Raw genomic sequence first — 23,924 nt, 5'->3', positions numbered from 1 at the left:
GAGAGAAATTTGTTATAACAGGAATTTAAAATTGAGCAGCAATAAAAAATCTAAAGACGCAGAAGACATCTTATCTGAATTCGATTCAAGAATTAAACCTGAACCAACACCAGAACCTGAACCAACACCAGAACCTGAACCAACACCAGAACCTGAACCAACACCAGAACCTGAACCAACACCAGAACCTGAACCAACACCAGAACCTGAACCAACACCAGAACCTGAACCAACACCAGAACCTGAACCAACACCAGAACCTGAACCAACACCAGAACCTGAACCAACACCAGAACCTGAACCAACACCAGAACCTGAACCAACACCAGAACCTGAACCAACACCAGAACCTGAACCAACACCAGAACCTGAACCAACACCAGAACCTGAACCAACACCAGAACCTGAACCAACACCAGAACCGGCAAATGATTCTACTGAAACAAAAAAAGTTCCTGAGGAACGTGATGTAATTTTCGTTGGAACAAAACCTATCATGACATATGTATCGGCAACTTTAACTCAACTTTCTACAAGACCAACCGTTACCATTAAAGCTAGAGGTAAACGTATTACACAAGCTGTTGATGTTTCACAAATGATAGTAAAACGAATGGATTCTGTAGGATATGTAATTAGTGATGTTAGAATCTCATCTGATTCTTTAACATCTCAAGATGGAAAACAGCGTAATGTTTCTACTATGGAAATTGATATTTCAAAAAACTAATTTAAAATATTTATTCTTAATTCTGTTTGGATTTTCAATTTTGGTGGGGATTTCTATATTTACAAATAACTCTTGTAGTGTTGATCATATTTTAATTTCAAATGATATTAATTCGTATGAAAAATCATTAGACCCTGAATACTGTGAAAATATCCTTGAAAGAATTGATTTGTATAATGATCAATGTCAATCCAAAATAGAAATTTTGGATTGTGGTTAAGAAAACAAATCTGTCAAAAAAGTTATTCCAAAGTAAACTAACATCAAACTTAATCCTATCATCAAAATTTTGTAATTTCTATTTGAAAGGATACGCGAGCTTTTTGATGCAAGGAATGCAACTCCTCCCAACCACACAAAATCCATCCAAATATGAAGAAAAAACATTACTAGTATGCCTGAAAATGCCCAAATTAACATCGCATCTGAAATTAATTTGAATCCTATTGTTATCCACCAAATGATAAAAAATGGATTTAATGCACTTAATGCAATTCCTGTAATTAATGGACCATGTTTTGGTTTTGTTGTGATGTTTTCTTTTTTCTGTAAAACTGTCCTAATTTGCAATATTGCAAATACAAATAATGTGATTGCTCCAAAAACTGAAATCAATGTTCTAAATTCTGGAAATATTTCTAAAGAAAATACTCCTACTCCTAACAAAATTACTAGAGGAAATTCTACGATGGTATGTCCCATGGCCATTTTAATTCCTGACTTTACTCCGCCGCGTAATCCATATGAGACATTGGCTGCAAATAGTGGGCCTGGTGCCATTACTCCTGATGCTGAAATGGCTATTACAATAACTGCAAATTCAAAAATTTGAATCAATCTATGTTTTTACTATCTGATCATGAAATAAACTTGATTGAATTTTATCTATACATGGAATCTTTCATTTGCACTGACTCTTCTTCTGCCTCTTTAATGATTTTCTCGGCTTTTTCAGCTTCTTTTTGTAATAATGAAATGTCGCATGTTGCACCAGGAATTAATTTTGTCATTGCCATGCATAGATCTGCACTTGATTTAAAATCTGGACCTTGTCCGTCTGTATGAAAAATTATCACAATTACATCTTGTCCTGATATACTTCCTTCATTTAGTAATATCCCGGGAATTCCTGGAACAGTTCCATGTTCTAACACTTTCAAACCTGCATCCTTTATTTTATTTCTAGCTGACTCTGTACTTCCAACTCCTATTGTCTCTCCTTCCCCATTGGGTGATTTTACTGCAACACTGCTAAGAATTAATTTGATCTTGTGTTTTTTTGCCCATGATAGCATTGTTTTGGCAATAATTCTGTGTAGAGATTGTTCTAAAGTTAAGTAAGAAAGAAAAATTCCTACTTTCAAATTTTCATTAACAAATATTCTGGTTGGGAAATTTGGTTTTCCCTCTTTTATTACGCTTATTGGTGGAAAACTTTCTGAAGAAATTACACCACTTAATTCAAATTCTGAAGTATGAATCATCGATTCAGTTGCAATTGCACTGCTAAATCCCATTGATGGAAATCCGTCAATAAGATATCCTTCTTCTAAATTTATTTTCTTTAATTCTCTAATTTTGATTTTTGGGAACACTAAATATTTTGAGTATTGATCAAATAATAGCTTTTATCTAATTCTTTTTTTGTAATTTCGAAAGTAATGCCGCATAAATGAATGGAAGTATGGTTGTTACCTCTGCGTGTAGTGTTGATTGTTTTGCTATTTGTGTTACTTTTCCCCATGAAATTGCTTCTCTAACTAATGCACCACTTAAACTTCCGTCAAACTCTTGTGCAGTTGTGATGTAAAATGCATAATCTAATCCTTCTCTGTATTGATTCCACCACAATGTATGATGTTTAGAAATTCCTCCCCCTATCATGAATGCTCCTGATTTTTCAGCTTTGAAAATTAATCCTGAAAGTAAGTTTGCATCTCCTGCCATGTTTAATCTAAAATCACTATGTTTTTGTGTAAATAACCAAATTTGACTCCCTACAGCTCCATCCATTATTCCTGGAACTACTATGTCAATATCATTTTTGTATGCCCAATAAAGAAATGAATCTTCTCCTAAATGCTTTCCAATCATTTTGCATAGTTCTGCAGTACTCATTTCTTTATTTCCATTTTGATATTCTTCTTCTAGGAATGATTGCATTTTTTCTTCAATTAGTGGTCCGTAACTATCCATTGGAACTAGAACGTTGCCTAGCCTGTGAATATTTTGATTTGCTAGCTCCATATCGTCCATTGTAAATGAACCCTCTTTGTAATGTGAAAAATGTCTTGCAATGTCATGGTCTAATGCTCCACAGGTAGTAATTGCTACATCAAACCATTTGTTTTTGATCATGTCTTTGATTATCCCTCTTAGACCTGTAGATACCACTGCTCCTACAAATGAAACAAATTTCAAACATTGTTTGTCTGAAATCATTTCTGATAAAATTTCTAATCCGTCTGATAGATTCACTGATTCAAATCCTCCTGATTGGGACAATTCGTCAAAAATTCCTTCTAACGATGTGTTTGCATCGATTTCTATGTCTTTTACTGGACGACCTGGTTCTACCATGAACTGTTTGTCTGTGTCAAGTATAAAATTCTGCCTTCGATGTTATCATTTTATTATATTTCTAAGGAAACTTTAAACCTCCCTAACGACAACGGATTTTAAATGTCTGATAAAATTAAAGTTGGTTTAGTTGGTATTGGAAATTGTTTTTCCGGACTTATTCAGGGGATTGAATACTATAGAAAAAATCCTTCTCAAGAAGTCACTGGAATTATTCATGATAAATTAGCAGGATATGGAATTCATGATATTGATTTTGTTTGTGGCTTTGATGTTGGTGAAAATAAAGTTGGCAAACTTTTGCATGAGGCAATTTATGAATATCCAAACATGGTAGATTGGATTGCTAAAGATGATTTACCAAAAAATGATGCTTTAGTCTATGAAAGTCCTATTTTAGATGGTGTCGGAGTATGGGTTGAAAATAGAATCAAACCTATCACCAGCACAAAAACACCTGAACAAATTGCCGATGAGGTGAAACAAATCATCAAAGAAAGAGGTGTGGAAATTATTGTATCTTATTTACCAGTAGGTTCTGACAAGGTAACTGAATTTTGGGCTCAAATTTGTCTTGATACTAATACTGCATTTGTAAATTGTATTCCCTCTTTTATCGCATCTGATGAAAAATGGGCTAAAAAGTTTGAAGAGAAAAATATTCCTTGTATTGGCGATGACATCAAAGGTCAGGTTGGTGCAACAATTGTTCATAGAACTTTGGCTAAACTTTGTAGTGATAGGGGAACAAAAATTGAAAAAACATACCAAATCAACGTGGGAGGTAACACTGATTTCTTAAACATGAAAGAACAAGATAGATTAGCATCAAAGAGAATCTCTAAAACAGAAAGTGTTCAAAGTCAACTTAAAGAAAGATTAGATGATGATCAAATCTATGTTGGTCCTTCAGACTTTATTCCGTTCTTAGGCAATACAAAACTCATGTTTATGAGAATTGAAGGTCGTCAATGGGCAAATATTCCTTACAATATGGAAGTACGTTTAGAAGTTGATGACAAAGCAAATTCTGCAGGTATTGTAATTGATGCCATTAGATTAGCAAGAATTGCACTAGATAGAGGAATAGGCGGTCCAATAAAACCTGCTAGTGCTTATTTGATGAAACATCCGATTGAGCAGACTTCTGATGTTAAAGCAAAAGCTGCTTGTGAAAAATTTGTTGCAGGTGACTAGTGTCACTGAAATTTATTTGAATCTGAAAATCTTATCTCTCTACTCTTTTCATATTTCTTTAAATCAAATTCTTTACTTGTCCCACATTCACCATTTAATTTCATAATTTTGGTTGTCATTACTTTGTTATTTTCAGTCAAGTCTATGATGAGACTATTTCCTCCATATCTATGATTTTCAACATTTGCGGCCAAAATTGGAATTCTATTTTCTAATGCACGTACTTGAACATACATTTGCCATGGCTCAATCCCTCGTCTGACTATTCTACTTGGTGAAAACAGTACTTGGGCTCCTTTTTTCACAAATGTGTTGGCGACTTTGGGAAATACCATGTCATAGCAAATTATCACTCCAAACTTACATGCTGTATCGAAGATTTTAGCCTCTTTTCCAGGCTTGACATTATCACGTTCATAGTCAAATGGGTGGATTTTCTCCTGTTTTCCTATGATTTCCCCTTTTGGTCCTATTATTGGGGAAACTATCGATGTCTTGGTTTTAGTAATTTCATAAAATGCCCCTGGAATAACAGTCATGGAAAATTCCTTTGCTATTTTCTTAAACTCTGAAAACTCTGCATCAAAATCACTGATCTCATTATTTTTGAGCCATTGTTCTGGCAGGCATACTACATCCGTGCCAGTCCTTCCTAATTTTTTTAAAATATTTGAAACCTGTGCAATTCCTTTTTGATTTGTACTTTGTGATTTAGTTTGAATTAATCCAAGCTTTACCATACATTTACAATTCTTTCTCAGTAATTATAGTAGGCGTAAACGTGCGATCAATTCATAAAAAAATAATCAATATACTTGCACCGCTACGAAAAATATCATAACACAACAAGAAAAATTATGCAATTATGTCAACTAAACTTGTTAACCATCGATTATCCTACGTATTGAGAAATTATTATCATTGGTTCATGTTAAAAAAGTTGAGATCTTTGGTTTCAAGTCATTTGGATTTAAGAATACTACAGTCCAGTTTGAACCTGGACTAGTTTCAATTTCTGGACCAAATGGTTCTGGTAAAAGTAACATCTTGGATGCAATTATTTTTGCAATGGGTGAAAACAAACCCAAAGTTATGAGGGTTGATAAACTACGATCACTGATTCATGATATTGAAGGAAATAGACGTGGACCAAAAATGGCAAGATCAAGTGTTCACTTTGATAATTCTGATAGAAAAATTCCTGTAGATTCCGATGTTGTTGAAATTACCCGAGAGATGAATGGTGAAGGTGAGAACACATACTATCTAAACAAAAAGAAAGTACAAAGAAACCAAGTTCTTGATTTGCTTGATATGGCAAATGCTGGATTAGGACAATTAAATGCAGTACAGCAAGGAACTGTCACTAGAATCTCTGAGTTTACTTCTGAAGAAAAAAGAAAAACAATTGAAGATTTAATCGGTCTATCGTATTTTGATGAAAAAAAATTAGAATCTGTAAAGCAACTTGATGAGGCAGACCGAAGATTAGAGATTGCTCTGGCCAAAATGGGTGAAATTAAAAAACGAATTGATGAACTTGAAGAAGAACGAAATCAAAAATTACGCCATGATATTCTTGAAAGAGAACTAAACAGGTACAAAGCTATTGATGCAGCCAACAAAATGAAGGATATTTCTGGCAAAAAAGTCTCCAAAGAGACCACTTTACACACTTTGACTGCTGAAGTCACAAAATTTGAAGAAGAAAGCACTCTTTTAAAAACTGAAATTGAAACGCTGCAAACTGAAAAATCAAAATTGATGGGGGAGGCCAATGCATACAACCAAACAAAATCTGCATTAGACTCTGAAATTTCTACTGCTATGGAACAATACGAAATTGATAACAGTGCAATCTCTGCATCTCAAAAAAGAATTGAAAGAATTTCTGCAAGACTCCCTGAGCTTAAAATGGAATTGGAATCTATTGATAATGCTAGAACTGACATCGATATTCAAATTCAAAAGATCAAAGAATCTATACAAGAAACAAATGAAAAGAAAAATAACATTAGTAAAGAATTAGAAATTGTAGACTCTGAAAGACAAAAAGTACTATCTGAACAATCAGAGGCTGCTGCTAAAAAATCTGAAATTGATGAAAAAATCAAAACACTAAACGAACAACTAAACAATGCAAAATTAAAATTCTCCAAGGCACAACATGAAAAAGAACAATCTAAAAAAATTATTGAAATAAACTCTTTGAAATTATCTGACATGGAATCTGGAATTGAAGAATTAAGTAAAGCACAAACTCAACTGGAATCTTTAATGCAAAATAACAATGATACCATCACTGAATTAAAATCTAGAATAAAAAAACACCAAACAAAAAAATCTCGCACTCTTAATGATTTAGATGAATGGGCACAAATTATTGAAAAATCAGATCAACAAGCAACACGTTATGAATCTAAAATTAAAACTGTCAAAGGATTTATGCATGAAGATTATACTGTTGCAAAATTAAAGGAAGATGCAGAAAGACTTGGTATTGAAGGTTTAGTATACGAAATGATTTCTTGGGATAAAAAATACGAGCGTTCTGTTTTAGCAGCAAGCTCTGATTGGATTAAAGCAATCGTTGTCAAAGACTTTGCAACTCTACTTGGAATTGCTGAAGTTGCACGAAACAAGAAACTTCCAAAACTAAAAATCATTCCCCTTGATGCTATTCCAAAATTCAAACTAACTCTTCCAAAAGAACCTGGAATTTTGGGTGTCTTATCTGATAATGTGAGATGCAATCCTGCCTACTCTGCCCTCAAAACCTTCCTATTTGGCAATATTATCCTCACTGAAACTCGAGAATCTGCCTACAATCTATCACAATCTGGCTACAAAGCAGTAACAATTGATGGTGAGTTCTTTGAATCTAAAGGCAGCACTGTCACAATTGATAATAATTCCAAAATTTCAAAACTCACAAAATTGATTTCTCTAAGTAGCGATATTGAAGGTTTGTTTCAATCTATAAGTTTGGTTAAAAAAGTAATGCTAAATAAAAAACAAGAAATAAAAAAATTGGATAATGCTATTCAATTAAACACTGATAGACTTTCATTATCTGAAAAATCTCTATCCTCTGCGACTGAAAATTATTCTAATCTAAAATCCAGAATTTCATCTGCACTTAAAATGAAAGAACAACTGACAACGAGAATTTCTGATTTAACTACAAGAAATAACCTCATTGAATCTCAAGTTAGTACTGATGAATCTCACATTGATTCCCTAAATGATAGAATTTCAATTATGGAACAAAACTATGCTAGTGGAGAACAAACTAGAATCGCAAGTGAATTACAAAGAATTAATCTTAAAAAAACAGAGATTGAAAAATTACATACTACTCTCATGAATGAATATCGTGATAAATCCTCACAACTTACAACTATGGAGACACAGGATAATAGAGAAAAATCTCAATCTAACCGTCTTCATGATGAAGAAAATTCTTTGAAAACAGAACAACAAGAATTGGAAACAAAAATTAAAGAATTAGAAACTCAAAAAGAATCTAAAAATGAAGTACTTGTAAAACTCAGAGAAAAAGAACAAGAATTGATTTCCTCATCTGGTTCTTCTATTGGTCAATTAAAAGAATATGATGACAAATTAAATATTCTAATTGAAAAAGATAAAGAACTTACAAAGCAAATCAATACTATTGAAAGACAATCTGATGCTTTGAAACGTGATCTGCATGAATTGACTGAAAAAGAGACCAAATTACAACAATTGCTATCTGCATTTGGATTTGATAAAGACATGGAGACATTTGATGTTGAATCTATTGTACATGGATTAACAACTGAATTGAATTCTCTTAATGCATTAAATGCAAAAGCACCTGAAACATATCTTGAAGTATCTTATGGTTATCGTTCAATGTCGACTAGAAAGAATTCTCTTGAAGAAGAAAGAAATTCCATTGTAAAATTCATCGAAGACATTGAAAAAGACAAACGTCAAACTTTCTTGGATGCTTTTGACAAGGTCGATAAAGAAATTCGTTTAATTTTCAATAAAATGACTGATGGAAATGCTTGGTTAGAATTGCAAAATGAAGATGATATATTTAATTCTGGAATTTCTTACTTGATTCAATTCCCAAATAAACCAAAACGAGAATCTACATCAATTAGTGGAGGTGAGAAAACACTAGCTGCAATTGTATTTGTTTTGGCTTTGCAAAAACTAAAACCTTCACCATTTTACTTGTTTGATGAAGTTGATGCACATCTTGATGCTCCAAACTCTGAAAGACTAGCAAAAATTTTAGAAGAAAGATCCAAAGAAAGTCAATTTATCATGGTGTCCTTAAAAGATTCTGTCATACAAAAGGCAAAACTGATCTATGGTGTATTTCCAAAGAATGGTGTATCCAATGTTGTTACATACAAAGACAAACGAATGCCATCTGTGAAAACTTCCTAATCTAATTTTACAAAACAAGCAGAGTAATGTTCATCACTTGTCATTTCTAATTCTGGCTCTACAGTACATTTGTCAATGACATATGGGCATCTTGCTCTGAAGCGGCATCCTTGATACACATCAATATCTAGAGCTTCCTTGATTCTGATTTTTCTTTCTCTGTGTAAATTTTCTGGGTCTGGCTCTGAAATTGCATCAATTAATGCCTGCGTGTAAGGGTGTTTGGGGTTTACCAACACTTTGTTGACTGGACCAATCTCTACAATTTTGCCCATATACAAAATCCCTATTCTTTGACCAAAATACCTGGCAGTGGCTAAATCATGTGTAATATAGATAAATGAAATATTGTATTTTTTTTGTAATTCATGCATCAATTCTAACATTTCTGCTCTGATGGATACATCTAACATTGAGACTGGTTCATCTGCAAGAATTATTTTTGGTTTTAGTGCAAGTGCTCTTGCTAAAACAACTCTTTGCCTTTGTCCTCCAGATAACATATGTGGATATCTTTTCACAATATCTTCTGCTGGTTCAAGCTTTACTTCTTGCAATACCTCGATAACTCTTTTGTACCTGTCTTCTTTATTGCCTATTTTGTGAATTTCTAGCGGCTCTGATACAATATCTCCAATCTTCATTCTTGGATTTATTGAATCATATGGATCTTGATGAATCATTTGACAATTCATTCTAATTTTTGCCAAGTTTTCTTTTTGATTGTCAATCTCTTGATCTTCAAAAAATATTTTACCTGAATCTAATTCAATTGACTTTAAAATTAATTTTGCAATAGTTGATTTACCTGAACCTGATTCCCCAGCTAAAACAAAAACTTCTCCTTCTTTTAATGAGAATGAAACATCATCTGTTGCCCTAACTGTAGTTGATTTGGCTCCAAACATTCCTTTTTTTGTAAAGTATTTTTTCAAATGTTCAACTTTTAGGATTTCATTCAACAATTATTGTTACATTAAGAGGTATATCAAGAAATATGATTTACGCATAAAGAATTGGGATAAAGCATTTATGTCAAATAATGGCCGGGTTAATACTTGACCGATATTATCCAAAAAAATCTTGATTACAAAAAATATGTAGTTGATTCTAATCTACAGTATTTCAAACCCCATGCAACGCAAATTGAGAAAACTTTTGCAGAAGAGATTTCATCCAGTTTGAATCGCAATTCCAAGTTCATCTCTCCAAAATTCTTTTATGACAAAAATGGTTCTGAATTATTCGAGAAAATCTGCTCAACCTCTGAATATTATCCGACAAGAACAGAGATTTCTATCCTAAAACAACTAAAAAATGAATTACCTCCTTTTCTAGATGATGATTTTCGATTAGTTGAGTTGGGAAGTGGTTCTTCAGTCAAAACCCGATTATTGTTAGATATTCTAACCTCTCAAAAAAACATAGAATATCTTCCAATTGATATCTCTGAAATTCTTGCTGAAAGCTCTGAACAATTACTTCGTGATTATGATAATCTGACTATTACTGGAATTATTGATACGTATGAAGGTGGTTTGGAATTTCTTAAAACATATGATAAAAAGAAAAACTTGATAATTTTTCTAGGTTCTAGTTATGGTAATTTTTCTCCAATCGATGGTTACAAATTCCTAGAAAAAGTTTATTCGGCAATGAAACCCGGTGATTTATTTTTGATTGGTCTTGATCTTGTTAAAGAAAAAGAAATACTTGAATCTGCATATGATGATTCACAAAAAGTCACTGCCAAATTTAATCTCAATGTATTGTCTCGAATCAATGATGAACTTGATGCTGATTTTGATCTAAATAATTTTTTACATCATGCAATTTACAATGAAAAAGATCAACGAATTGAAATGTATCTTAAATCAATCCATGACCAATCGGTAATAATTTCAAAATCTAATTTAGAATTAAAACTAAAAAAAGATGAATTAATCCATACTGAGTATTCTCATAAATATCGTTTATCTGAAATTCATGATCTTCTTGATGATGCTGGATTTGAATTAAAACATACTTGGCTTGATGAGAAAAAGCATTTTTCGCTTAGTTTAGTAACTAAAATCTAGACGTCTTCTACACATCTAAATCCTGAAAACAACCATCGCTCATCTAATCTGAAGAAGTTCCTATAACTTCCTCTAATTGACATTTTTGGAGTCCCAAATGACCCTCCTCGTAAAACTTTTTGATTGGTAAACCACTTGTCGTTATACTCATCAAATCCTGACTTGAACCCTGGATAGCCTGTAAATTCTGATGTGGTCCATTCCCAAACATCTCCAATCATTTGCTGACAACCTGAATGACTTGCTCCTTCTGGATAAGATCCCACTTCTGAACAACTCCAATTGTATGATTCAAGCAAATTACATTTGTCTGATGTGGGTCTTTCATTTCCCCATGGGAATGTTGTTTTTTCTTGTTTTTCTTCATTCCAACAAGCTGCTTTTTCCCATTCTGCCTCATTTGGAAGTCTTTTTCCTGCCCACTTACAATATGCATCTGCTTCGTAGTAACTTACATGACATACCGGTTCATTTGGATTTATTTTTCTGATTCCTGCAAAATCCCTTACATGCCAAATGCCGTCAATTTTTTCCCAGTACATTGGGGAATTCCATTTGTTTGATTTGACTTTTTCCCAGCCATCTGATAACCAATATTTGTATGTCTCATATCCTCCGGCTTCGATAAATTCTAGATACTGCTTATTCGTAATTGGAAATACATCTATTTTGTAATCATTTAAGAAAACTTTGTGTTCTGGTAATTCGATGTCATAGCAAAATTCTTTGCCATTGTTACCCATTGTGTATATTCCTCCCCTGATTTGTTTTGATTCAGTTTCAATGTTAATTGGTTTTGGAATTTGATTTTTCTTTACAGGTCTATATTGCTCTGCAAGTAAATGTTGTAAATCATAAACTAAAAGCTCTTGATGTTGACATTCATGATGGAATCCCATCACTATCATTTTTGTGGCATCTTCACTTAATGTTTGAGAGCCAATAAATTTCTCCACTCTCTGGTTTATTGTGTTAAAGTACTGGAAAATTTGATCCGTTGTTGGTCTTGATACTACTCCGCGTAATCCTTTATCATGTGGAACTCCAAACTGTTGATAGTATGAATTGAGATATTCTGAAAATTCTTTTGAATAAAATTCATAATTCTTATCAATTTTACTCATTATTGCTTCATAAATCCAACTTACATGACCTATGTGCCATTTTGGTGGACTCATGAAAAATGCGGTTTGTACAACAAAATCATCTTTTTCCAAAGTTTTAACAAGTTCCAATGTTCTACTACGTGTTTCTTTAAACTGCTCTAGTAGTGCATTTCTTGAATCAAGTTCTGGATTTGATGTCAATATTGAAAAATTATTTTTTTCTATTATTATATTTGTGGGTATTATTTTCTAATATCCTCTAGCAAAGATTGGTCTTGATGCACTTTGTTCTTGACAGTAAATGCATTTTTGATTTGTATCTTCACTTCCAAATGGAATTACTCTTATTTCAGCGCCTGTTTCCTCTTTAATTTTATCTTCACATTCTAATTTTCCACACCATGGAGAGTTGAAGAAACCTCCTTTCTCTATTTTTAATTTGAATTCTGAATAATCTGAAATATCTAATGTGTTATTTTTCGCTTCTGCTTTGGCTTTTTTTAACATCTCAACTTGAATTTCCTCTAATATTGTGGGGATTTTTTCTATCTCTTTGAAATTCAAATTAATTTTCTCTAAATTGTAACGTTTTGCAACAACTATGCTTTCTTTTTCAATGTCTTTGGGTCCAATCTCAATCCTTAATGGCACACCTTTCATTTCCCAATCGTTGAATTTGTATCCTGGAGATAATCCTTCTCTTTCATCTACATGTACTCTGATATCTTTAGATTCTAGTGTATTTTTGATTTCTTCAACTTTTGGTAATACAGCATTTTTACCTTCGTCATTTCTGTAAATAGGTACAATTACTACTTGCATTGGAGCTACTTTTGGTGGTAATACTAATCCTTTATCATCTCCATGAGCCATTATCATTGCACCAATTAATCTCCATGACACCCCCCATGATGTTTGCCATGCAAAATGTTCTACGTTATCTTTGTCTGCAAATTTGACTTCAAATGGTTTTGAAAAATTTTGTCCCAAGAAATGTGATGTGCCCATTTGTAGTGCTTTACCGTCTGGCATTATTGATTCCATGGTTGTTGTATATACTGCGCCAACAAATTTTTCTTTCTCACTTTTCTTTCCCGTACTTACTGGGATTGCAAGTTCTTCTTCTACTGTATTTTTGTAAATATCTAAAATTTTCATTACTTCTTTCTCTGCTTCTTCTTGTGTGACATGTACTGTGTGACCTTCTTGCCACAAAAATTCTGAAGTTCTAAGAAATGGTTTTGTTGCTTTAATTTCAGCTCTCAAAGCTGTATTCCAAAAATTGATCTTTAATGGTAAATCTCTCCAACTTTGGATCCATTTTGAATATAGTGTATATGCTAATGTCTCAGATGTTGGTCTTAATGCTAGTCTGTCCCCTATCTCATTAGTTCCTGAATGTGTTACCCAAAATACTTCTGGATTAAATCCTGCAAAATGTTTTTGTTCTTTTCCCAGTAGTGATTCTGGAATCAATATTGGCAAGAATCCGTTTCTGATTCCATTTTTAGCAAATTTCTTATCAAATGTGCTTCTTAGTGATTCCCAAATTGAATATCCATCTGGTCTGAGGACAATTAGTCCTTTTACAGGTGCATAATCTGCTAATTTGGCCTTGAGTACTACTTGAGTATACCATTCACTAAAATCATCATTTTTTGAAACTGTGATTCCTACGTCTTCTTTTCCCAAACTAGAATTCATTGAATTAAATTAACTAATGAGCCTTTCGTGAGAATTTTAAATTAAGATGATTATAGTTTTTCGCCTTTACAAAGTACTTTTCCCATTACTCTACTTTGGAAATTTGGACACACAAAACACTGGATGAAGTGAATATCTTCTTTTAGAACTGGACATTCAACATACTCTTGTTTCATTCTTTTGAGCATTTTTGGGCTGACTCCTTTTAGTTTTAATTTTCCTTTTTCATCCATCATTCCTGATGCTTTTAATTCCTCTTTGACAGGATCAGGGAGTTTTTGTCTGCCTTCTCTTTCTAGAATTTCTACTTCATATTTGCGGTCTAATTCAGCCATATCATTTAGAAAACATTCGGTGATTTATTACTAGCGTTTTTTAGATCTAAAAACAGTTTAAACTTTAATATAATTAGCGATTTTTTTCCAAATCAGAAAACCATTGTTAGTGATTTTTGATGTTGAAGGTGTTTTGTATGATGAAGAGTATCTTCCAATTCTTGCAGAAAAACTCAACAAACAAGATGAAATTTGGGAAATTACCAAACAGGGAATTCAAGGAAAAATTAACTGGGAAGAAGGATTGCGAACTAGAGTTGCAGCACTAAAGGGCCTTGATCAAAAAACATGTCAAGAAGTTTCTGATGCATTACCAATTATGACTGGTGCAAAAGAAGCATGTAGGGCATTAAAGGCTGCCGGATGGAAACTTATGGCTGTATCTGGTGGATTTACTTTGATGATGCATAGGTTGCAAAAAGAATTGGATTTAGATTATGTTTATTCTAATGATCTGATTTTCAAGGATGGGAAATTAGATGGTGTCACAATAAATGTTGATTCGGATAAATCAAAATCTGCTAGAGTAAAAATTGAAGAATGGGGTGAGAAAAAAGAAGATATTGTTTGTGTGGTAGATGGTGCTAATGATATCAAATTATTTGATATTTGTGGACTGGGAATTGCTTATCGTGCCCAAGATTTAGTAAAAGATTTGGCAACTACAACTTTGGAAGAAAAAGATCTTTCTAAAATCATAGATATTATCAACAAACATTACAAACTTGAGTTAGAAGCTGCAACTCCTGCATAAACAATTTTTTAGTACATTATTTCAGACATTATACTTGCAAATAATTCCCATCCATTTTGAAAAAGAGATCAGTCCCTCTGATGATATCTCTGAAATTATTTTAGAATCTGAAAAATTACAAGATGGCGACATTGTAGTTGTTGCTCAAAAAATAATCTCTAAACAAGAAGGGCGATTAGTTGATCTATCTACTGTGACTCCTTCTTTATTGGCTGAAGGCATTGGTTCTCAATACAATAAAGATCCTAAAATTACTGAATTGATCTTATCTGAATCAAAACGAATTGTACGTATGAATAATGGTATTCTGATAGTTGAAACAAATCATGGTTTCATTTGTGCCAATGCCGGTATAGATGAAAGTAATATAGAAGAAGGCTATGCAACTTTGTTACCTGTCAATTCTGATGCCTCTGCGCAGAGAATTAGAAAGAAAATCTTAGAACAGTCAAACAAAAATGTCGCAGTGATTATTTCTGATACTTTTGGACGTCCATTTAGGATGGGGCAAACCAATCATGCAATTGGTGTCTCTGGATTAAATCCTATTTTGGATTATGAAGGAACTCTTGATTCTTTTAATAGAATATTGCGTGTAACTGCAATTGCTATTGCTGATGAGCTTTCATCTGCTTCTGAATTAGTTATGGGCAAGTCTTTGAAATGCCCTGTAGCAATAATTCGTGGTTATTCTTTTGATGATAAGGGAAGTTCAATCACTGAACTAATTCGTCCTGAATCTGAAGATCTTTTCAGATAAAATCCTAGTGGCCTCTTTATGAAATTATGAGTTAATGTTATATTCTAACTCTTGCAAAAAATTTTCTATGGTTTTTAAAGTAATGTACAAGTTTTTTGATGAAGACGAATCTTACACTTGTTACATGACTCATTCACAATACGTCAATTTCAAAGAATTACCTACTATTGAAGAATTAACTATACTCAAAAGAAATCAAGATGAGATGAAGGAATATGAGGATGAAATGCAACGCTCAATTGATGCAGCATTTGCAAATAGTACCTCTCACATTAAACGCCTTTCTGATGAACTGTGAAAACACTCCTTCTTTTCAGTTCCATCTTTCTAAAACTCAAATAGCTTTTAATATGACAAATCCGACTTTAGGAAATAGTTACAATGTCTGAATCTCCTGAAAAAAAATTAGATGCAACTGGATTATTTTGTCCAGAGCCTGTATTTAGAACAAAAATTGAAATTGAAAGAATGCAAGTTGGAGAAATCATAATTGTATCTGCTGATGATCCTGCAGCTGAAGATGATATTTCTAGATGGGTGACAAGAAATGGTCACGAATTATTAGATATGTCAAAAGATGGCGAGACCATTACATTCAAAATTAAAAAGGTGAAATAATCAAAAACATGACTACTGTTACTGATACAGATGTTTTGAATCGTGTGGGTAACACTCCTCTAGTACATTTGGATTCTCTATCTCATGATAATATAGAATATTTTGTAAAATTAGAAGGCCATAATCCATTTGGGTCTGTAAAAGATAGGGCTGCATATTGGATGATTAAAGATGGTGAAGAAAGAGGAATTTTAACAAAAGGCAAAAGCATAATCATTGAACCTACTTCTGGTAATACTGGAATTGCATTAACTGGAATTGCAAATGTACTTGGTTACAAAGTTGAGATTGTTATTCCAGAAAAAGCAAGTAATGAAACTAAAGATATCATCAGAAAATTGGGAGCAAAAGTGTTTGAGACTAGTGATGACTTATGTCCCAAGGTTGGTGCTGGAACTGATCAAAGTATTGCACTTGCTACTTCAATTGCATCATCGAGACCTGACACATATTATTCTCCTAACCAATATGCTAATGAAGCAAATTTCAAAGGGCATTATGTTGGAACAGGACCTGAGATTTGGAAACAAACTGAGGGTAAAGTTACTCATTTCTTTACTGGGGTTGGTACTGGTGGAACTATAACTGGCATTGGATCTTTTCTTAAAGAAAAAAATCCTGATGTTAAAATTATTGGTTGTCAACCGCAACAAAATCATCTGATTCAAGGTTGGAGAAATTTTGAAGAATCTGCAAAACCTGATTTATTCTTAAAGCGAGAAAACGTAGTAGATGATTGGGTTTCTGCTGATAATGACGAGGCATTTTCAGTTGTAAAAGAAGTCTATGCAAAAGACAAATTACTAATCAGTCCTTCATCTGCAGCTGTGTATGCATGTATGAAAAAATATCCTATTGATGGTAATGCATGTGTAGTAGGAATTTTTGCTGACGATGGACGAAAATTCAAGAGTGTATATGCATCTCAAAATGTAATGTCTGAAGAAGAATTTGATAATTCCCTAAAAGATGCAAAATACATGTCAGAGTTAGCTTACTGATTATTGCTCAAGAATTTTTTTCAAATGTTTGTCATAAAATTCTCTAAATGATCCATTCATATCCATTTCATGTCGTAAACATTGGTTACTTTGCTCTGTAATTTGATTTTTAATTTCTTTACTCCATTGACTTTGTTGTTTATCTTTTGAATCTATAATTGAGGGATTATCTTTGATTTTCTCCATTGTTTCAGACAATGTATTGCTTAACTGTCTGAATTTACTTACTCGTAAAAGAAACATTTGTGCTTCTTCTTTGTTAACTAAATTCATCATGGCATGTACTTGATTGTAATATTCTAAGCCTTTTTCATTATATTTTTTCAAATCATCCATTCTCTTTTGCCAGTATTCTTTGGTTACTTTTTCTTCGATTCTGTAACTGAACTGAATTTCTCCTAATTCCATTCCTAATTTTGCCAGCTTGTCACTATGCTCTTTAGCTGATTTTTTTAGATTTTCTGGATCTTGGCTCATTATTCTCAGTGTTTTTTCTCACAATAAAGAGTTTAGATTTTCAAATCTTTCCATTCTCTCTCTGATACTTTTGAATGGTCCGATATGCACTTTTCACAGAATGAATCCCATTCTGTAATTCCTAATTTTTTAAAATATTCTACTGACCACTTGTAAGGCGGCTCTTTTCTATATTGAAATTGTTGAATTGTGTAGATTTCCTTTTCATAAAAATTATTCAAGCATTTCTTGCATTGAGCATTCTTCATTGTTGAGTGTCTGCATTTTCTGTGAGATATTTGTCCACATCAATTGCTGACATACATCCAAATCCTGCTGCTGTAATTGCTTGTCTGTAACTTCTATCATGTACATCTCCTGCTGCAAAAACACCTTCGATGTTTGTATGTGTTTTATTTTTTAAAACAACATATCCTTCATCATCTAAATCAATTTGACCTTTGAAAAGTTGAGTATTTGGCTCATGTCCGATAGCAACAAACAATCCTCCTGCATCAAGTATGGTCTCTTCATTTGTTTTTAGGTTTTTTAAAACTGCTTGTTGTATTTTTTGATCTCCTGTAATTTTTGTAACTGCAGAATCAAAATGGAATTTTATTTTTTCATTGTTAAATGCTCTTTCTTGCATAATTTTACTTGCTCGTAACTCTGCTCGTCTGTGAATCAGATGTACATTTGTTGCAAATTTGGTAAGAAATGTTGCCTCTTCAATTGCTGAATCTCCTCCTCCAACTACAACTATTTCTTGATTTCTAAAGAACGGTCCATCACATGTTGCACAATAAGATACTCCTTTTCCACTGAATGTTTCCTCGCCTTCAACACCTAGTTTTCTTGGATTTGCACCTGTTGCAATAATTACTGCACGTCCTTCATATTCTTCAGAAGCTGTTAAAACTTTGAATGGTTTACGTCTAAAATCTACATCTACTACTACGTCATCAACAATGGTTGTTCCCATCCTTTGAGATTGTTTTCTCATATCAATCATCAAATCTGGACCCATTATGCCATTTTCAAATCCTGGATAATTTTCGACTTCTGTAGTGTTTACTAGTTGTCCTCCAGGCAAAAGTCCTGATAATATTAGAGTGTCATAACCTGCCCTTGAACAATAAATCCCTGCCGTATATCCTGATGGTCCTGCACCAATAATTATTACATCGTATTTTGTTTTACTTTTATCTGGAATTTTTGGTTCACTGTCTCGTGATTCAAGAACTGCTTCCCCTGCTGTATCTCCAGCCATCATGATGCTTCTGGTCTTAGTTTCAATAATTTAAGTGAATATCCTTATTGATTACTCTTTTTCCATTCTCAAAAGAATTTGATCACATATTCTACGCATTTCTGAATCTGATCCAACACTGGAAATTCTTACAATGTCTGAAGTAGTGATGATTCCTGTAATGTTGCCATCTTCCTTTACTGGAAGTTTGTGGATTAACTTCTCCTTCATTAACTCCGATGCTTCCCAGATCGTGTCTTCTGCATCTACTGTAATCAAAGGTGTGGACATTACTTCTTTAATTTCTGTAAAAAGGGGCCTTCCTTCTGCTGCAATTTTTGTTACAAAATCCCTCTCTGTAATAATCCCTATTGGATTGTTCTCTTCTGTTACAATGACGCATCCAACCCTTAATTTTTTCATATTTTCTGCAGCTTCTTGTAGTGATGTTGATTTGTCTAACGTTAGTACATCTTTACTCATTACTTCATTTACAAATGTACTATTCATACCTCTACGTTTACTTTCAATTATATGATATAATTTCTAAATTCCCAAGATTGAAAATCAATAAAGATAATCACATAAGTGTTTAAACTATGATTTGCATTTCATTAGTATATGGCAATTAAAACCAAGAAAATTCTTGTCCCTCTTGATGGATCCAAAAATTCCTTACGTGGGTTGGATATGGCAATCCATCTAGCTAGGCAATCTCAAGGAACCATAACTGCTTTGGCTGTAAAATCCGTGCCTGGAATATATGCAATTCATCCTCTTGGATTTTTAGATTTTAACTCTATGAAGGAAGTAAAAAAATTACTTGGAGATGCTAAGCTACGAGCCGCAAAAAAAGGAATTATGCTAACAGGAAAAGCTATTGCAGGAGATCCTGGATATGATATTGCACGATTTGCAAATAATTCAAAAAATAAAATTGATTTGGTAGTTATTGGTGCCCGTGGTAGAGGTTCTGCAAAAGAGCTTTTCTTAGGAAGTGTATCAAATCATGTTTTACATAAATCAAAAAAACCTGTTTTGGTTGTAAAATGACTCGGAATAATTTTCAGAAAATTCTTGTCCCTGTTGATGGTTCCCCATATTCTGAAAAAGCATTAACACGTGCATCTGAACTTGCACAAGTGTTTGATTCTAAAATAATTTTGATTTATGTTGTAGAGAAATCAATCCCAATAAATTTACTAGATCATAAGGAGTACCTTGAAATTCTAAGAAAGTTTGGAAATAAAACTTTAGAGAAAGCAAATATTATCCTATCAAAAAATGGAATTTCTGCAAAACTATTGCTAAAGGAAGGAAATATCTTCAATGAAATCGAAAAAGTTGTAAAAAAAGAAAAATGTGATCTTGTTATTGTTGGCAACAAAGGTCTTGGGTCAGTAGCTAGGTTGTTGTTGGGTAGTGTTTCAAATAAAATTTCACAATCCTGTACATGTTCTGTTCTAATTGTAAAATAAAATTAATTTGCTAATGTGTTTACTATATCTGATTTTGTAATAATTCCCACTAATTTTCCATTTTTAACTACTGGTAATCCACTAATGTCATACTTGATCATTTTTGTAATGGCAAATTTAACATCTTTATCTGCCTCAACTGTAATTGGATTTGTTGCCATAATGTCTGTTGCATGAAATGGGAAAAGATAACTCATTTGATTTGAATGCTTTTCTTCTAATCCTTTTTTGAATTTGTATTCTTGAACTTCTTTAGGATCAGCTGATTCTGCAATCCATTGTGGGATTTTTGCAGGCACAAAATCTCTAAATGTTATGATGCCTACTGGCTTTTGATTTCGTTTGATTATGATTCTCGAAATCCCATATTTTAACAGCAAACTTTCAACATGTAATATTGGATCACTTGGAGCAGATGTGATTATCTTTGATTTCATTATTTCTGAAACTTTTCTTGCATCTGAACCTTTTGTAAGGAATGCCTTTACAAGATTTGTTTTTGTTACAATTCCTTTTAGGGTTTTGTCTTTATTTAGAATGATTACTACACTAATTCTATGTTTTTTCATCAATTTTGCACATTCTTTTACATTGTTCTCTTTTGTTAAGACAAATAATTTTCTTGGTTTGAAATCCTTTGCTTTTACAGATGTTATTGGCTTTGTTCCTAATTCATAAATTTTTTTTGCTAGATCTTTTTCAGTTATTATTCCGATAGGTTTTTTCTTGTCTACGATTATAACTCGTTTTACTTTATTTTTTAATATTGATTCTCTTGTTTTCATTAATGATGTGTTGGGACCAACTGTGATGGGTTTTGTAATAAACTCTGTTAATGTTAAATTTTTTACATCCATAAAGATATTCTATCTAACATTTTGATAAATGTCTTTCAACAAAATCATTTCTGAAAATCATGATTGGTAATTACTAGAAACTTATTTAGTTTTGATTGATTTGTTTGAATATGACTGAAAAAATCCCTTTGTTTGTAATTGGTTTGCCTAAAGATGACCCTGCAAATGAAACTCTTTCATCAAAATTTGGTAGTTCTTTAGATAAAGTCCAACAAGTTTTGTCTCACATAATAGAGGCCAAAATTTCCGTAGAGACTCAAAACCCAGAAGGTTCTAGAACTCATTATGATGCCACTGCCACTGTTACAACCTCTCAAAATCAACTTGTTTATACTGAATCTGGATGGGATATACTAAAAATTGCTGATGATTTGTGTAGAAAATTAGAGGGCGAATTATCTAAACATGATAATAATCGACAAAGAGAAAGTATTCGAAAAAGGGAGTATTGAGATTGTTTCAAAATATTCTTGTTCCATTTGATCTTTCCACTCAATCCACCAGAGCCTTCAAAATTGCATTAGATATTGCAAAGTGTCGTGATTCAAAAATAACCCTACTTACTTGCCTTGAAGGTGATGCATGGCATCACAAGTATTATGATGCAAGAGCTGATTCTGAACTTATTAAAAAACAGAAAGAAGTTTCAAAAAAACATCTTGAAAAATTAGAATCATTGGCAGAAAAAAACAATGTTTCTGTAAAATCACAAATACTGACATCAAAATCTGTCGTTAATGATATTGTAAATTTTGCAAAATCTAGAAAATACGATTTGATAGTTATTGGCTCTCATGGTAGAACTGGCTTTGATAAATTACTTTTAGGTAGTGTCGCAAATGGTGTTTCTCAAAAAACTAGATGCCCTGTATTGATTGTAAAATAATTAGGATGTGTAATAGTTGATTTCAATTGTTGGTAGTGGTCGTGTTGGTACGTCTATAGGATTTCTTTGTGTGTCTAATGGATTAGATGATGTTTTACTTGTTAACCGTGATAAAAGAAAAGCAATTGGTGAGGCATTAGATGTTGCAAGTGCAATTCCTGAAAACTCTAAATTTACTATTCGAGGAACTGATGATTATTCACAAATATCTGGTTCTGATATTGTTGTGATTACTGCAAGTGTTGGTGTTTACATGAAAGATAGAACTGAAAATATTGTACTTCAGGTGAGGATGATAAAAGAAATTGCACAAAAAATCAAACAGTATTGTCCTTCTGCAGTTGTTTTGATAGTTTCTAACCCTCTTGATGTTTTGACTTATTTTTTTCAAAAAGAATCCACTATTCCTAGATTCAAAGTCATTGGAATTGCATCTAGCCTTGATACAAGTAGATTCCGTTATCTCATATCTGAAACTCTATCAGTTCCACAATCTTCAATTTCTAATGCTATTGTTTTAGGGGAACATGGTGATTCTATGGTTCCTGTGTTTTCTAGAGTTACTGTAGGGGGCAATCCTCTTTTTTCTATGATTGATAATAGAGATACAATCACTGACGGTGTTCGAAATTATTGGAAAAAATTGAGGAATTTTAAGAGTAGATCTCAATTTGGTATTGCTAAAAATACCTTTGATGTCATTGATTCTATTGTACACAAAAAAGAAATCATCATCCCTGCGTCTGTAGTTCTTCAAGGTGAATATGGCGAAAGTGATGTTGCCATGGGCGTACCTGTAAAAATTAATCAAAATGGTATATCTGAAATTCAAAAAATAAAACTTGATGACACTGAATCATCTTCTCTGAAAAAATCTTCTGTAAAGATTCGTAATGATATTCAATCCATTCATACTTGATTTGTTAACTTTTTGAATTCTTCTTGATGTTTGCTACAAAGTTTTTTGTTTTCTAATTGTGAGTAGAAAAGATCTTTTTGCCAATGGGCATTGTATAGTCGGCATTCTTTGTTTTCACAAAATCCCTCTCCTGTTTCATAATACATGATGGCTTGTAAAACATATCCTTCTATAATTTCAGATGTTCTTGAATCATTATATTCTAAAAATTCTCCCTTGTATTTTTCTTTGATTTCGTCAATTTTTTCTTTGGTAAAATCTGTCATCAGATCAAGATAGTACTGTTTTGGTTTTGCAGGTGCTTCTATTATGCCTGTGGTGGATATTATTGTAGGATTTGAACCAATCAATGCTCTTGCATGATATCTGAAATCATTTTCATCAAATGTACATGTCAATTTGTTTGTAAAAATTACATGTAGTGTATTCTGATTGTTTTCATCTGTTGAAATAAACTCTGAAGTTATTTTTTGAAATTCAAATCCGTCATACAAAGTCATCTCTTTTTTGTTTGACATGTCTAAGTTCTGTGTTTCAATTTGAATTTCATCTGTTGATGGCACATGTGTTTTAAACGGTTTTTTTAAATCAAAAATCCTGGTGCCTGCAATTTTTTCATACATGTTTTGATTTGAATTCTGAAAGAAATTACTTCTTGTCTCTGTTTTAACTGAAAATGTATCTGAAATGTATTTCTCTAGTCGCTTTAATTGAATTTCAGGAACTGTGGGTTCATCATATAGAATAATTTTAGATATTTTCACTATGTG

General features: G+C 32.7%; 27 protein-coding genes. 14 read left to right on the top strand and 13 right to left on the bottom strand.

What is annotated here, in order from left to right; genetic code table 11:
* The first annotated feature begins 31 nt into the window (after positions 1 to 31).
* Positions 32 to 730 carry a DNA-binding protein gene (locus C5F47_RS09875; protein WP_246271047.1) on the top strand — a complete coding sequence of 233 codons (699 nt, stop codon included), beginning with the start codon at positions 32 to 34 and terminating at the stop codon, positions 728 to 730.
* Positions 731 to 946: 216 nt separating this feature from the next.
* On the opposite strand, the gene C5F47_RS06015 is transcribed toward C5F47_RS09875, so the two are convergent.
* Genes C5F47_RS06015 through C5F47_RS06005 form a run of 3 tightly spaced genes read right to left on the bottom strand, consistent with a single transcriptional unit; the run spans position 947 to position 3,310 of the window.
* Positions 947 to 1,567 carry a LysE family transporter gene (locus C5F47_RS06015; protein ID WP_179360206.1) on the bottom strand — a complete coding sequence of 207 codons (621 nt, stop codon included), beginning with the start codon at positions 1,565 to 1,567 and terminating at the stop codon, positions 947 to 949.
* Positions 1,568 to 1,611: 44 nt separating this feature from the next.
* Positions 1,612 to 2,325, bottom strand: a complete 714-nt coding sequence (locus tag C5F47_RS06010) for a proteasome assembly chaperone family protein (RefSeq protein ID WP_179360205.1) — start codon at positions 2,323 to 2,325, stop codon at positions 1,612 to 1,614.
* A gap of 37 nt (positions 2,326 to 2,362) precedes the next feature.
* Positions 2,363 to 3,310, bottom strand: a complete 948-nt coding sequence (locus C5F47_RS06005; protein ID WP_179360204.1) for a deoxyhypusine synthase — start codon at positions 3,308 to 3,310, stop codon at positions 2,363 to 2,365.
* A gap of 102 nt (positions 3,311 to 3,412) precedes the next feature.
* Between C5F47_RS06005 and C5F47_RS06000 the strand changes: the two genes are divergently transcribed.
* Positions 3,413 to 4,507: an inositol-3-phosphate synthase gene (locus C5F47_RS06000; protein ID WP_179360203.1), complete on the top strand. Its 1,095-nt coding sequence runs from the start codon at positions 3,413 to 3,415 to the stop codon at positions 4,505 to 4,507.
* 2 nt (positions 4,508 to 4,509) lie between these two features.
* Here the strand turns inward: C5F47_RS06000 and C5F47_RS05995 are convergent, their stop codons facing one another.
* Entirely contained in the window at positions 4,510 to 5,247 is a 738-nt protein-coding gene (locus C5F47_RS05995; RefSeq protein WP_179360202.1) for a carbon-nitrogen hydrolase family protein, read from the bottom strand.
* A 181-nt stretch (positions 5,248 to 5,428) separates the two neighbouring features.
* Between C5F47_RS05995 and C5F47_RS05990 the strand changes: the two genes are divergently transcribed.
* Positions 5,429 to 8,953 carry a chromosome segregation SMC family protein gene (locus tag C5F47_RS05990; RefSeq protein ID WP_179360201.1) on the top strand — a complete coding sequence of 1,175 codons (3,525 nt, stop codon included), beginning with the start codon at positions 5,429 to 5,431 and terminating at the stop codon, positions 8,951 to 8,953.
* Here the strand turns inward: C5F47_RS05990 and C5F47_RS05985 are convergent.
* The gene (locus tag C5F47_RS05985) at positions 8,950 to 9,915 is read right to left on the bottom strand and encodes an ABC transporter ATP-binding protein (RefSeq protein WP_179360200.1); all 966 of its coding nucleotides are present in this window, start codon (positions 9,913 to 9,915) and stop codon (positions 8,950 to 8,952) included. The genes C5F47_RS05990 and C5F47_RS05985 overlap by 4 nt on opposite strands.
* A 96-nt stretch (positions 9,916 to 10,011) precedes the next feature.
* On the opposite strand from C5F47_RS05985, the gene egtD reads away from it, so the two are divergent.
* Positions 10,012 to 11,031, top strand: coding sequence for an L-histidine N(alpha)-methyltransferase (gene egtD / locus C5F47_RS05980; protein ID WP_179360199.1), 1,020 nt, complete (start codon positions 10,012 to 10,014; stop codon positions 11,029 to 11,031).
* On the opposite strand, the gene egtB is transcribed toward egtD, so the two are convergent.
* From egtB to C5F47_RS05965, 3 genes are all read right to left on the bottom strand, one after another.
* Entirely contained in the window at positions 11,028 to 12,338 is a 1,311-nt protein-coding gene (egtB, locus tag C5F47_RS05975) for an ergothioneine biosynthesis protein EgtB (RefSeq protein WP_179360198.1), read from the bottom strand. The genes egtD and egtB overlap by 4 nt on opposite strands.
* A gap of 48 nt (positions 12,339 to 12,386) precedes the next feature.
* Positions 12,387 to 13,829, bottom strand: coding sequence for a proline--tRNA ligase (gene proS / locus C5F47_RS05970; protein WP_179360197.1), 1,443 nt, complete (start codon positions 13,827 to 13,829; stop codon positions 12,387 to 12,389).
* Positions 13,830 to 13,891: 62 nt separating this feature from the next.
* Positions 13,892 to 14,176: a hypothetical protein gene (locus C5F47_RS05965; RefSeq protein WP_179360196.1), complete on the bottom strand. Its 285-nt coding sequence runs from the start codon at positions 14,174 to 14,176 to the stop codon at positions 13,892 to 13,894.
* A 103-nt stretch (positions 14,177 to 14,279) separates the two neighbouring features.
* Here C5F47_RS05965 and serB point away from each other — a divergent pair, with 103 nt between their 5' ends.
* The 5 genes from serB (at position 14,280) to C5F47_RS05940 (ending at position 17,309) form a co-directional block, all read left to right on the top strand.
* Entirely contained in the window at positions 14,280 to 14,930 is a 651-nt protein-coding gene (gene serB, locus C5F47_RS05960) for a phosphoserine phosphatase SerB (protein WP_179360195.1), read from the top strand.
* A gap of 34 nt (positions 14,931 to 14,964) precedes the next feature.
* A complete protein-coding gene (gene cofE / locus C5F47_RS05955; protein WP_179360194.1) occupies positions 14,965 to 15,690 on the top strand; it encodes a coenzyme F420-0:L-glutamate ligase in 726 nt (241 codons plus the stop codon).
* A gap of 67 nt (positions 15,691 to 15,757) precedes the next feature.
* Positions 15,758 to 15,988, top strand: coding sequence for a hypothetical protein (locus C5F47_RS05950; RefSeq protein ID WP_179360193.1), 231 nt, complete (start codon positions 15,758 to 15,760; stop codon positions 15,986 to 15,988).
* A gap of 83 nt (positions 15,989 to 16,071) precedes the next feature.
* Entirely contained in the window at positions 16,072 to 16,308 is a 237-nt protein-coding gene (locus C5F47_RS05945) for a sulfurtransferase TusA family protein (RefSeq protein WP_179360192.1), read from the top strand.
* A gap of 8 nt (positions 16,309 to 16,316) precedes the next feature.
* Positions 16,317 to 17,309 carry a cysteine synthase family protein gene (locus C5F47_RS05940; RefSeq protein WP_179360191.1) on the top strand — a complete coding sequence of 331 codons (993 nt, stop codon included), beginning with the start codon at positions 16,317 to 16,319 and terminating at the stop codon, positions 17,307 to 17,309.
* Here C5F47_RS05940 and C5F47_RS05935 read toward each other — a convergent pair whose 3' ends face one another.
* The 3 genes from C5F47_RS05935 to C5F47_RS05925 form a co-directional block, all read right to left on the bottom strand.
* Entirely contained in the window at positions 17,310 to 17,786 is a 477-nt protein-coding gene (locus C5F47_RS05935) for a hypothetical protein (protein WP_179360190.1), read from the bottom strand. It abuts the gene before it with no gap.
* A 244-nt stretch (positions 17,787 to 18,030) separates the two neighbouring features.
* Complete coding sequence (trxB, locus tag C5F47_RS05930) at positions 18,031 to 19,038, bottom strand: thioredoxin-disulfide reductase (RefSeq protein WP_179360189.1); 1,008 nt, start codon at positions 19,036 to 19,038, stop codon at positions 18,031 to 18,033.
* 48 nt (positions 19,039 to 19,086) lie between these two features.
* Positions 19,087 to 19,524 carry a CBS domain-containing protein gene (locus C5F47_RS05925; RefSeq protein WP_179360188.1) on the bottom strand — a complete coding sequence of 146 codons (438 nt, stop codon included), beginning with the start codon at positions 19,522 to 19,524 and terminating at the stop codon, positions 19,087 to 19,089.
* A 111-nt stretch (positions 19,525 to 19,635) separates the two neighbouring features.
* On the opposite strand from C5F47_RS05925, the gene C5F47_RS05920 reads away from it, so the two are divergent.
* Both C5F47_RS05920 and C5F47_RS05915 read left to right on the top strand, forming a co-directional pair.
* Positions 19,636 to 20,067 carry a universal stress protein gene (locus C5F47_RS05920; RefSeq protein ID WP_179360187.1) on the top strand — a complete coding sequence of 144 codons (432 nt, stop codon included), beginning with the start codon at positions 19,636 to 19,638 and terminating at the stop codon, positions 20,065 to 20,067.
* On the top strand, positions 20,064 to 20,492 hold the full coding sequence (locus C5F47_RS05915; RefSeq protein WP_179360186.1) for a universal stress protein: 429 nt from the start codon (positions 20,064 to 20,066) through the stop codon (positions 20,490 to 20,492). The genes C5F47_RS05920 and C5F47_RS05915 overlap by 4 nt, the downstream gene beginning before the upstream one ends.
* A 2-nt stretch (positions 20,493 to 20,494) precedes the next feature.
* Here C5F47_RS05915 and C5F47_RS05910 read toward each other — a convergent pair whose 3' ends face one another.
* Positions 20,495 to 21,349, bottom strand: a complete 855-nt coding sequence (locus C5F47_RS05910; protein WP_179360185.1) for a CBS domain-containing protein — start codon at positions 21,347 to 21,349, stop codon at positions 20,495 to 20,497.
* 110 nt (positions 21,350 to 21,459) lie between these two features.
* On the opposite strand from C5F47_RS05910, the gene C5F47_RS05905 reads away from it, so the two are divergent.
* The 3 genes from C5F47_RS05905 to C5F47_RS05895 are packed head-to-tail and all read left to right on the top strand — an operon-like array spanning position 21,460 to position 23,154.
* A complete protein-coding gene (locus C5F47_RS05905; RefSeq protein ID WP_179360184.1) occupies positions 21,460 to 21,801 on the top strand; it encodes a hypothetical protein in 342 nt (113 codons plus the stop codon).
* The gene (locus C5F47_RS05900; RefSeq protein ID WP_179360183.1) at positions 21,798 to 22,235 is read left to right on the top strand and encodes a universal stress protein; all 438 of its coding nucleotides are present in this window, start codon (positions 21,798 to 21,800) and stop codon (positions 22,233 to 22,235) included. Before C5F47_RS05905 ends, C5F47_RS05900 begins: the two co-directional genes overlap by 4 nt.
* A 16-nt stretch (positions 22,236 to 22,251) precedes the next feature.
* Entirely contained in the window at positions 22,252 to 23,154 is a 903-nt protein-coding gene (locus tag C5F47_RS05895; protein ID WP_179360182.1) for a malate dehydrogenase, read from the top strand.
* On the opposite strand, the gene C5F47_RS05890 is transcribed toward C5F47_RS05895, so the two are convergent.
* The gene (locus C5F47_RS05890; RefSeq protein ID WP_179360181.1) at positions 23,145 to 23,918 is read right to left on the bottom strand and encodes a DUF6775 family putative metallopeptidase; all 774 of its coding nucleotides are present in this window, start codon (positions 23,916 to 23,918) and stop codon (positions 23,145 to 23,147) included. The genes C5F47_RS05895 and C5F47_RS05890 overlap by 10 nt on opposite strands.
* Between the last annotated feature and the right edge of the window lie 6 nt (positions 23,919 to 23,924).

Source organism: Nitrosopumilus cobalaminigenes (assembly GCF_013407145.1).
Classification (GTDB): domain Archaea; phylum Thermoproteota; class Nitrososphaeria; order Nitrososphaerales; family Nitrosopumilaceae; genus Nitrosopumilus; species Nitrosopumilus cobalaminigenes.
Note: the sequence above shows the minus strand (reverse complement) of the source record. Positions and strands in the feature narration are given on the sequence as shown.